The organism is Paenarthrobacter sp. Z7-10 (assembly GCF_026932795.1).
In the GTDB taxonomy this organism is placed as follows: domain Bacteria; phylum Actinomycetota; class Actinomycetes; order Actinomycetales; family Micrococcaceae; genus Arthrobacter_M.
Map to the genome: position 1 here is coordinate 1 of NZ_JADPVH010000085.1, position 10,403 is coordinate 10,403.

The 10,403-nt window shown below is 63.0% G+C and carries 8 protein-coding genes; 6 read left to right on the forward strand and 2 right to left on the reverse strand.

The window, feature by feature from the left end:
• Nucleotides 1-132 precede the first annotated feature (132 nt).
• Nucleotides 133-363, reverse strand: coding sequence for a cyclodeaminase/cyclohydrolase family protein (locus tag IV498_RS17605; protein ID WP_330059847.1), 231 nt, complete (start codon nucleotides 361-363; stop codon nucleotides 133-135).
• A 244-nt stretch (nucleotides 364-607) separates the two neighbouring features.
• Here IV498_RS17605 and IV498_RS17610 point away from each other — a divergent pair, with 244 nt between their 5' ends.
• The 6 genes from IV498_RS17610 (at nucleotide 608) to IV498_RS17635 (ending at nucleotide 9,621) form a co-directional block, all read left to right on the forward strand.
• Nucleotides 608-1,444, forward strand: a complete 837-nt coding sequence (locus IV498_RS17610) for an IclR family transcriptional regulator (protein WP_269048383.1) — start codon at nucleotides 608-610, stop codon at nucleotides 1,442-1,444.
• A gap of 777 nt (nucleotides 1,445-2,221) precedes the next feature.
• A complete protein-coding gene (betA, locus tag IV498_RS17615) occupies nucleotides 2,222-3,949 on the forward strand; it encodes a choline dehydrogenase (RefSeq protein ID WP_269048384.1) in 1,728 nt (575 codons plus the stop codon).
• Nucleotides 3,950-3,956: 7 nt separating this feature from the next.
• On the forward strand, nucleotides 3,957-5,486 hold the full coding sequence (locus IV498_RS17620; protein WP_269048385.1) for an aldehyde dehydrogenase family protein: 1,530 nt from the start codon (nucleotides 3,957-3,959) through the stop codon (nucleotides 5,484-5,486).
• Nucleotides 5,483-6,565 carry a quaternary amine ABC transporter ATP-binding protein gene (locus IV498_RS17625; protein WP_269048386.1) on the forward strand — a complete coding sequence of 361 codons (1,083 nt, stop codon included), beginning with the start codon at nucleotides 5,483-5,485 and terminating at the stop codon, nucleotides 6,563-6,565. The genes IV498_RS17620 and IV498_RS17625 overlap by 4 nt, the downstream gene beginning before the upstream one ends.
• The gene (locus IV498_RS17630) at nucleotides 6,565-8,580 is read left to right on the forward strand and encodes an ABC transporter permease (protein WP_269048387.1); all 2,016 of its coding nucleotides are present in this window, start codon (nucleotides 6,565-6,567) and stop codon (nucleotides 8,578-8,580) included. The genes IV498_RS17625 and IV498_RS17630 overlap by 1 nt, the downstream gene beginning before the upstream one ends.
• A gap of 66 nt (nucleotides 8,581-8,646) precedes the next feature.
• Nucleotides 8,647-9,621 carry an ABC transporter substrate-binding protein gene (locus tag IV498_RS17635; RefSeq protein ID WP_269048388.1) on the forward strand — a complete coding sequence of 325 codons (975 nt, stop codon included), beginning with the start codon at nucleotides 8,647-8,649 and terminating at the stop codon, nucleotides 9,619-9,621.
• A gap of 189 nt (nucleotides 9,622-9,810) precedes the next feature.
• Here the strand turns inward: IV498_RS17635 and IV498_RS17640 are convergent.
• Nucleotides 9,811-10,403 (reverse strand): hypothetical protein (locus tag IV498_RS17640; RefSeq protein WP_269048389.1); only part of this gene is annotated, 593 nt, incomplete at its 5' end.

Here is a 10,403-nt window from a genome sequence, read left to right on the forward strand (position 1 = left end):
AAGGTAGCGTTAAACACGAGGGCCTTGCGGTAGAGAAACAGCGGAGTCGATACCCTGATTCTCTCCCAAGGCCCTCACCTCAGCCCGAAACACCCCGCACTCGGACCTCAAACAGGGGCGCTGACTACACTCTCAATTCTGAAGAGCCAGTAAACGCGCCCGCGTGCGGATATCGGCCAGTTCCTTGCTCTGCTGCTCTTCCACTTCTGTGTATCCGGCAACCATTGACGTCAATGACGCGGCTACCGCGAGCATCACCCCCGCCCCAGCCCCACCACCTGGGGAACCGGAGGACTCTGCCAACGCACGTGTCCAATCCTCAACCGTCGAGCCGTGAGTTGTCACTGCCTCAAAATCAGCCATACCACCAAGTGTGCCCGCTGACGGGGCCGCCAGCTAACTGCCGGACGATAGGGGCGCGAAGGCGATGCATGCTTGGTGCCGGCCGGCGAGCCTGTTTTTCGGCCCTCGGTAAAAGCCGCTGCATCTGCAGCGGTGAGCCTGCCATTGCGGTCTAGGATCAGAGGGATGGATCTAACCGAGAGGACGCCGCAGGCGGCCTTGTGGCAGGTAAGAGGGCCGCAGAAACTACTCGAGAGAGTGCAGCATGGCTTCGAACAATGACGTTGAACCTGCTGTTGAAGTAGACGACGCTGATCCTGCTGTTGAAGTAGACAGAGCTCAGCAAGGGGGCGTCCAGTCCGTGGACCGCGCACTTGCAGTCATGGATATCCTGGCACGGGACGGCCATGCCGGCGTAAGCGACATAGCGGAGGAGATGCACCTCCACAAGTCGACGGTCTCCCGGCTGCTGGGGTCGCTCGTGAGCAGGGATATGGTCCAGCAGAACACTGGACGGGGAAAATACCAGTTGGGCTTCGGAATTCTGCGGCTCGCAAGCTCCATCCCTGGAAGGCTGAGCCTCGTCCATGAAGCTCGTCCGGTACTGGAAAGCCTGGCCGAGGAATACAAGGAGACGGTGAACCTTGCCGTGCTCCGTTCCAACTTCGCCGTCAACGTCGACCAAGCCATGGGGCCTTCAATGCTTGCCACCTACGACTGGGTGGGCAGCCTGACCCCGCTGCACGCCACCTCCAGCGGGAAGGTACTACTCGCTGCTCTTGCAGCCGAGGAACGAGGCAGGATCCTAAAGGAGACAGGGCTGCCTGCAAGGACGCCGCGGACGGCCACCAGCCGCGACCAACTGGAAAATCAGCTTCTCGACGTTTCACGCAATGGATACGCAGTAACGAAGGACGAAATCGAGATCGGATTGAACGCCGCAGCGGCGCCGGTCTACAACCACACGGGAGTTGTGATCGGTGCGGTAAGTATTTCCGGGCCGGCCTTCCGCTTTGATCCCGAAACGACGCCGGGACTCCTCGAAGCACTGAAGCAGGCTGGGCTACGGATAAGTGCCAATATGGGCTATGCCCTTCGGTAGCAAGCGCATTCGATGGACACCGCCCCACTGTCCACGTTCGCCCCGTAACAGGACGAGACAATAGCGTCACAAAGCAGCTTCCACCCGCGAATTTCAAGTCATGCGGCCTGGCTGTCGCCTCTTCCTAATGAAGAAGTGCCCGAACGGACGACGGTCCCTTCAACTCCGACGGTGCCGGGGTGGCGGCACCCTGGGGAGCGGCTGAGTGGCCGCGCCTGGCCACTAACCACGACGTGGCGTCCAGACGGTGCAACACGAGTTGCGCACTAAGCACTGAAAATTCTTGCATATGAGAGGGGCTCCGCCCGGACCGGTCCTCCAGAGCTGTCATGCGGCCGCATTAGCGGGAAACAAATCCTTGACAAAGACGGTGACGTGGCTCACTCTGTTGCGTATGGTGATTACCGTTGATGATGACACAACCGGCCGTACGGGCTGAGCCCGCTGCGTGGAAGGGGACTCATCACCTTCACATCGCTGCTCACCGCCCCTGCACTCCTCAGGATGCATCGCTTGCCGACTGGCGAGCGCTTCGTCCTATGGTCCACCGGGCCCGTCATCAACGGCTACGTCCCGCACCATCAGGCAGTACTCCATTTCAAGCCAAGGGGCGAAGCTCCGACCCTGCAACTGAGCAATGGGGGGAAGGAACGAACGCGCTCCGCGGTCCTTGCAGGAAATTAAGCACAGCAACCGGGCAGCAGGCCACGCCGTTCGTACTAACCGGTTGCGCCCATTCGAAACGACTTTCAGACCACGCCCAAGGAGATTTGCCTCATGACGAACGAAAGTTACGACTATGTGATTGTGGGCGGCGGGAGCGCCGGATCCGTTTTGGCGGACCGGCTCAGCGCGGACGGTAAGCACACCGTGCTGGTGCTGGAGGCTGGCCGGAGCGACTACCCCTGGGACCTGTTCATCCAGATGCCGGCGGCGCTGACATTCCCAAGCGGCAACCGGTTCTACGACTGGCGTTACCAGTCCGATCCGGAACCACAGATGGGTGGCCGGCGGGTGGCCCATGCCCGGGGAAAAGTCCTGGGTGGTTCCAGCTCCATCAACGGCATGATCTTCCAGCGCGGCAATCCTCTGGATTATGAACGTTGGGGAGCGGACGCGGGCATGGAGAGCTGGGATTTTGCGCATTGCCTGCCGTATTTCAACCGGATGGAAACAACCTTGGCTGCGGATCCGGACGATGTGCTGCGCGGTCATGACGGGCCCCTGGTGCTGGAGCGCGGACCGGCACGCAATCCGCTCTTTCAGGGGTTCTTCCGGGCTGCCGAAGAGGCGGGCTATCCGCGGACTGATGATGTCAATGGCTACCGGCAGGAGGGATTTGGCCCGTTTGACCGCAACGTGCACAAGGGCCAGCGGCTCTCTGCCTCACGCGCCTACCTGCGGCCACACCGCGCTCGCCGCAATCTCACGGTACTGACCCGCGCGCTGGTCACGAAGGTCAACTTCCGCGGCACTGTGGCCTCCGGCGTCAGCTATCGCCACAATGGCCGGCTCCGGAGCGTGAACGCCACCGAGGTCATTTTGTGCGGTGGGGCCATCAACACCCCCCAGCTCCTGCAGCTTTCTGGCGTTGGGCCGGCCGGGCTTTTGGACTCACTGGGCATTCCCACCGTAGTTGACCTGCCAGGGGTGGGGGAAAACCTGCAGGATCATTTGGAGGTTTATATCCAACATGCCTGCACGAAGCCCGTTTCGATGCAGCCCAGCCTAAGCCTATGGCGCTACCCGTTGATCGGTCTGCGGTGGCTTCTGAGCCGCACTGGCCCCGCCGCGACCAATCATTTCGAAGGCGGAGGCTTTGTCCGCTCGAATGATGACGTCAGCTACCCCAACCTGATGTTCCACTTCCTGCCCGTGGCCGTGCGCTACGACGGTCAAAAGGCCGAGGCCAAGCACGGCTATCAGGTGCACATCGGGCCAATGTATTCCGATGCCAGAGGCAGCGTGCGGATCAAGTCGACGGATCCCACCGTCCACCCAGCTCTGCAATTCAACTACCTCTCCACCGATCAGGACCGGCGGGAATGGGTCGAGGCCGTGCGGATTTCCCGGGACATCCTGGCACAGCGGGCCATGGCCGACTTCGACGGCGGCGAGCTCTCCCCAGGGCCGTCGGTGCAGACCGACGCTGAAATCCTCGACTGGGTGGCGCGGGATGCGGAAACGGCCCTGCATCCCTCATGTACCGCCAAGATGGGACCATCCTCCGATCCGATGGCAGTGCTGGACCCGCTGAGCATGCGGGTGCACGGCACCACCGGCCTACGGGTAGCGGATGCCTCTGCGATGCCCTACGTGACCAACGGCAACATCTACGCACCGGTCATGATGCTGGCCGAAAAAGCAGCGGATCTAATCCTCGGCAAAGACCCGCTGGCTCCGATGGCCGTTGATTTCTACCGGCACGGCTCCAGCACGCTGCACCGGGACGGTCAGCGGCAGCCCGTGCCGCTGACCTCAGACGCCACCGTAGTGCGGAATTAGGAGAATCATGAACGTTCTGAACCTCACGGATATCCGGACATCCCTGGTCCGTGGCCTGTTCCTGAACGGTGACTGGTCAGCGTCATCCGCAGGAGTCACCCGTGTCATCCACTGCCCGGCGGACGGGACCAGGGTTGCCGATGTCACGGAGGGAACCGCGGCCGATGCCCGTGCCGCCGTCGCCTCGGCACGACAGGCATTCGATGACGGAACCTGGCCGGGCCTGCCGGAAATAGAACGCGGACAAGTCCTGCTCCGCGTGGCAGATCTCCTGGGCAGGGACAAGGCGGCCTACGCCCGGGCCGAGGCACTGGACACCGGCAAGCGTTACATTGAGGCCGAATACGACATCCAGGACGTGATTTCCTGTTTCCGCTATTACGGCGGCCTGGCCGGTACGGACTCGGGCCGGGTGATCGACACCGGCCAGCCGGATGCGATCAGCAAAGTGGTGCACGCACCGGTTGGTGTCTGCGCCCTGATTACCCCGTGGAATTATCCCCTGCTGCAGGCCTCCTGGAAGGTTGCGCCAGCCCTGCTGGCGGGCAACACCTTTGTGCTCAAGCCCAGCGAGCTGACCCCGTCGACGTCGATCCTGCTGATGGAGACCCTGCGTGAGGCAGGGGTCCCGGCCGGCGCCGCCAACCTGGTCACCGGTCCGGGCCCCGACGTCGGGGCGGTGCTCAGCTCCGATCCCGGCGTGGATTTGGTCTCGTTCACCGGCGGACTGGCCACCGGCAAGCTGATCATGGCCGCCGCGGCTGCCACAGTGAAGCGGGTGGCCTTGGAGCTGGGCGGCAAGAACCCGAACATCGTCTTTGCCGATGCCGACCGTGAAAGTGCCATCGACAATGCGCTGACGGCCATCTTCCTGCACTCCGGTCAGGTCTGCTCTGCCGGCGCCCGGCTGATTGTCCAAGACTCGATCCATGATGATTTCGTGGCCGAGCTGGCGCGAAGGGCCAAGGACATCCGGCTCGGCGGCCCGTTCGACGACGACGCCGAAACCGGCCCGCTGATCTCCAGCGGGCACCGGGACAAGGTGCACGCGTATGTCCAGACAGGTGTGACGGAGGGCGCCCGGCTGCTGTGCGGCGGATTCATCCCGGACGCAGGTTCTCTGGCCGCCGGCAGCTTTTACCCGCCCACCATCCTGGACGGCTGCCACGCCGGCATGCGGGTAGTGGCGGAGGAATCGTTCGGCCCCGTGCTGACCGTCGAAACATTCAGCACGGAACAGGAGGCGGTCCGGTTGGCGAATGACACCAGCTACGGGCTGGCGGGCGCCGTCTGGACGGAGAACGCCTCCCGTGCCCAGCGCGTGGCCCGTGACCTGCGGCATGGAACGGTCTGGATCAATGACTACCATCCCTACGTTCCGCAGGCGGAATGGGGCGGGTTCGGGCAGTCCGGCAATGGCCGTGAACTGGGTTTGGCCGGCCTCGCCGAGTACCGCGAAACCAAGCATATCTGGCAGAACATCAACCCTGGCCCCAGCCATTGGTTTGGACCTTCAACGGCAGGAGCACAACAGTGAGTGATCCAGTTATCTCCGTCAAGAATCTCTGGAAGGTATTCGGTCCACGCGGGGACAGGGTGCCCGATGACGAGCGTCTGTCCGGCTTGGGTTCGGCGGAGCTGCTTGCAGAATCTGGCTGCGTTGCTGCCGTGCGGAACATGAATTTCGACGTGGCGAAGGGCGAGGTGTTCGTGGTGATGGGCCTCTCCGGATCGGGAAAGTCCACCCTGGTCCGGTGCCTCACCCGGCTGATCGAACCCACCTCCGGCCAGGTGCTGGTGGATGGCCACGATGTGTTGCAGGCCGGCACCGCCGAGCTGCGCGAGCTGCGTCGGCGCAAGATGTCCATGGTGTTCCAACATTTTGGCCTGCTCCCGCACCGCACCGTGCTGGATAACGTCTCCTACGGCCTGCAGATCCGCGGCACGGCCAAGAGTGAGCGGTACACCCGGTCCCGGGAAATCATCGAACTCGTCGGGCTGAAGGGATACGAGCAGCACTTCCCCGACCAGCTCTCCGGTGGCATGCAGCAACGCGTTGGGCTCGGCCGGGCGCTGGCCGGCGACCCGGACACCATCCTCTTTGACGAACCGTTCTCCGCGCTGGATCCGCTGATCCGCCGCGACATGCAGGCCGAGGTGATCCGCCTGCACAAGGAGATGGGAAAGACCATGGTCTTCGTCACCCATGACCTCTCCGAGGCGCTTAAGCTGGGCGACCGCATCCTGATCATGCGCGACGGCGAGATGGTCCAGATGGGCTCGGGTGATGAACTGGTGGGCTCTCCAGCGGACAGCTACATTGCGGATTTCGTCTCCGAGGTCCCGCGGGCGGATGTCCTGACGCTCAAATGGATCACCGCTCCGCTCACCGCGGCCACCCCGCCGGATGCTCCCGTCCTGGCCTCCACCACACTGATCCGGGACGCCATTCCGGTGGTGATGGGGGCCAGCTGCCCCATCCTGGTCACAGATGGAAGTGGAATGGTACTCGGCCAGATTGACCGCGATAGCATCCTCTCCGTAGTCCATGGCTCGGCCGTCAAGGGGCCCGGCGGTCAGGGCATGAATATTCCCAGCCAGGAGGCTGTTGCCTGATGGCTACCTTGCTTCGTGACCGGACGGCAATCCCAGCAAAACCTTCTGCGGTGCGCGAAAGCCGCCGCAGGCTCAGCCGCCGGACCTGGCTGTTGCTGAGCGCCGGCGTGCTCTGGCTGCTGGGATACCTGTTCCTGCATGGCACGGGAACTTTGGCGCTGCCCGCGTCCGAACTGACGGACCTGCACCGGAATCTGAACCATTTCAACTCCTGGATCGCCGAGAACCGGTCCGGCAACCCCGTCTTCATGTACGTCCTCACCCCGCTGCGGAACCTCGTCGGAGCCATTGCGGGCTTCTTCATGGCCGTTTTCGCGGCCAGCCCCACGGGGCAGGTCATCCCCGTCATGGGCTGGCTGGGCACCGTTGCGGTGTTGACCTGGATTGCCTTCGCCGTCGGCAACGTCCGCGTCGCCGCGCTGACCGCCGTTGTCTTCACGTTCTTTGGCTTCCAAGGCCTGTTCGTCGATGCCGCCTACACCTTCGCCCTGGTGGTCACGGCGGTGCTGCTGACCCTGTTGACCGGAATTCCGCTGGGTGTACTGGCCGGCATCAGCAACCGCGTCCAGAGGGCGATCACCCCCATTCTGGACTTTATGCAGACCATGCCGAGTTTCGTCTATCTGGCGCCACTGGCACTGATCTTCCTGATCGGCCCGGCGTCCGCGGTGATCGCCACCGTGATCTATGCGGCCCCGCCGGTGATCCGGCTGAGCGCGCACGGCATTCGCAGCATCCCTGAAAACACCCGGGAAGCCTCCGATTCACTGGGCACCACGGGCTGGCAGCGGCTGCGCACCCTGCAGCTTCCAATGGCTCGCCGGACCATTGTGATGGGCATTAACCAAAGCACGATGGCGGCGCTGTCCATGGTGACCATCGCGGCCTTGATCGCCGCCCCCGGACTGGGACAGGTGGTCGTCGTCGCCCTGCAGTCCCTCGACGTTGGCACCGCAGTTAACTCCGGCCTGGCGATAGTGCTGATGGCCATCGTGCTCGACCGCGTCACCACCGCCGCGAGCCAACGAGCTGAACCGGGCGCCGCCAAGACCCGCAAGCTGCACGGGCGGGCTCGAATCATTGTGCTTGGTGCCACCCTGGCCCTGGTGCTGGGGCTGGTGCAGCTCTCCCGCACCGCACTGTGGGCCGCCGTTTTCCCGGCGAATCTCAGCGTTGGACCGGCCATCACCAACGGCATGAGCGCGGCCAGCGGCTGGCTGCAAACCAACCTGTACTTCCTGACCCATTCCTTCCGCGAGTCGGTGACTGTCGGAATCCTTAACCCGTTCCAATCGCTGCTGACAGACACACCGTTTTATGTCCTCGCCGTGGTGATCGTGATCGCCGGCTGCGCCATCGGCGGCTGGAAGCTTGCGTCAGTGACCGCCTTCTGCCTTGCGGTGATCATCTCCCTGGGACTCTGGAACGATGCCATGGTGACGCTCGCCAGCACTCTGCTGGCCACCGTTATAGTGATGCTGCTCGGCGTGGTCTTCGGCGTCGCCATGGGCCGCTCCGCCAGGATCGATCAGGCCATGCGGCCCATGCTCGATGCCGGTCAAACCATGCCGGCGTTCGTCTATCTGGTGCCCTTCCTGGGATTGTTCGGTGCCACCCGGTTTACCGCCATTGTTGCCGCCATAATCTACGCGGCCCCGGTGGCCATCAAGATCACCGCGGACGGCATCGCCGCGATTTCACCCACGGTGGTGGAGGCTGCGGTGTCCAGCGGTTCCACCCCATGGCAGATCATCAGCAAGGTCCAGCTTCCGATGGCCCGCAAAACCCTTGCGCTGGCCGCCAATCAGGGTCTGATGTATGTGCTGGCAATGGTCGTCATCGGCGCCCTGGTTGGCGCAGGAGGTCTCGGCTACGACGTCGTCGCCGGCTTTGTTCAGAGTTCGGTGTTCGGCAAGGGCCTGGCAGCAGGGCTTGCCATTGTCTTCCTCGGCATTCTGCTGGACCGCATCACCCAAGCGGCTGCCGCGGCCCCCATCAGGAAACGAATTACCTAAACGCCCACCTCCATTCCCAAAACTGCATTCCCACCCCAGCGCATGTCCAAAACAAGGAGAAAAAACATGTCCAAAACCGCAGGGCTATTAATCAGAAGTCTCCCCGCGGCAGCGGCGGCCGTGGGAGCCCTCATGCTGCTTACCGGCTGCGGCGCTGCAACCGTGAACCAGGCAGCGGCCGCCGGTCCCTCCAAAACGGACTGCGGGACCGTCAACGTCGCGCTTAACGCCTGGGTCGGCTATACCGCCGATGCAGCAGTGTACGACTACGTGGCCAAGAACAAGCTTGGCTGCACGGTGGTGGAGAAGAACCTTAACGAGCAGATCTCCTGGCAGGGATTCGCTTCCGGCCAGGTGGACGTCATCATGGAAAACTGGGGCCATGAAGATCTGGCCAAGCAGTACATCACGGACCAGCACGTCGCCGTCGACGCCGGCCCCACCGGCAACGTGGGGCACATCGGCTGGTACGTCCCGCCGTGGATGGCCGCAAAGTACCCAGACATCACCGATGGCAAGAACCTGAACAAGTACGCCGACATGTTCAAGACCTCCGAGTCCGCGGGCAAGGGACAGCTGCTCGACGGAGACCCGGCCTTCGTGACCAACGACGAGGCGCTGGTGAAAAACCTCAACCTCAACTACAAGGTCGTCTTCTCTGGGTCGGAAGCGGCGCTCATCCAGTCATTCCGAACGGCGGAAAAGAACAAGACCCCGCTGCTGGGCTACTTCTACGACCCGCAGTGGTTCCTCTCGGAAGTGCCGCTGGTAAAGGTCAATCTCCCAGCCTGGACCCCCGGCTGCGACGCTGACCCGGAAAAGGTGGCCTGCGACTACCCGGTGTACAAACTGAACAAGGTCCTCTCCAAGAAGTTTGCGGACAGCGGGTCACCGGCCGTCAAGCTCGCCAAGGCATTCCATTGGACCAACGCGGACCAGAACGCCGTAGCGAAGGACATCCAAGGCGGGATGGCACCCGCCGCGGCCGCCAAGAAGTGGGTGGACGCCCACCAGGATGCGGTGAAGGCGTGGCTTAACTAGGCGGGACTGTCAAAAGACTGCGACGAGCAGAGCCTCCAAAGGGCGCTTTCTTGTGGCGGTGCAAGACGGCCGTGGCTAGGTGAATATTGGTAGATCGCGCAAAGCGCTCGGCTGGCTGGCCCAGTCGGGCGCTTGGCGTATGTTCGGGACAAGGAATACGCGCCCAGGGCAGCGACGTGAGTCGTGGCGTCAGTCGAAGTTGTACGCGATGATGGCACGGAACGTCCGCCGCATTTGCTCTTCGTCCAGGCCCTGCTGGAGCTCGGCCCGCATAGTTTCCACCCGCCCGGCCCGCACCAGGCTTGTCGCTTTCGCTGCCCGGTAGGGATCGCCGTCGTCGTTGCAGCCCAAGTGTTCATTGACCAACGCCGCAGCCAGCGCCGTCAGGATGGCTAAGCCGGCCCGCGCGCCGAACAAGCTTGGCAGGTCGGTCGCGTTCACCCCCGGACCGTCCAGACTGAGCACGACCCTGCCGTCCGCAAGCGGTAGCCCGGCCACATCAGCCTTACTGAGCGCCAGCTCGGCCACCGGCAGCGAGGTGTACGCAACCAAGTGGTTGCAGTCGGACTCCCCCTGAAAAAAGTCCGGATCCGCGGTGGAGCGCAGGTAAATCATCGGGAAGAGCGATATTTCCAGTGGCGAGTAGCGCTTGGTGGTAGCGCCAGTCCATGTAGTTGGTAGCAAGTTTCCGGGAACACGGTAGCGCTGGCGGGCGGTGTACTGCTCTGCTGTGAAAGGCCAACGCATAAGGCGTTGTCCTTTCATTGTTAAGGGCGGGTTCA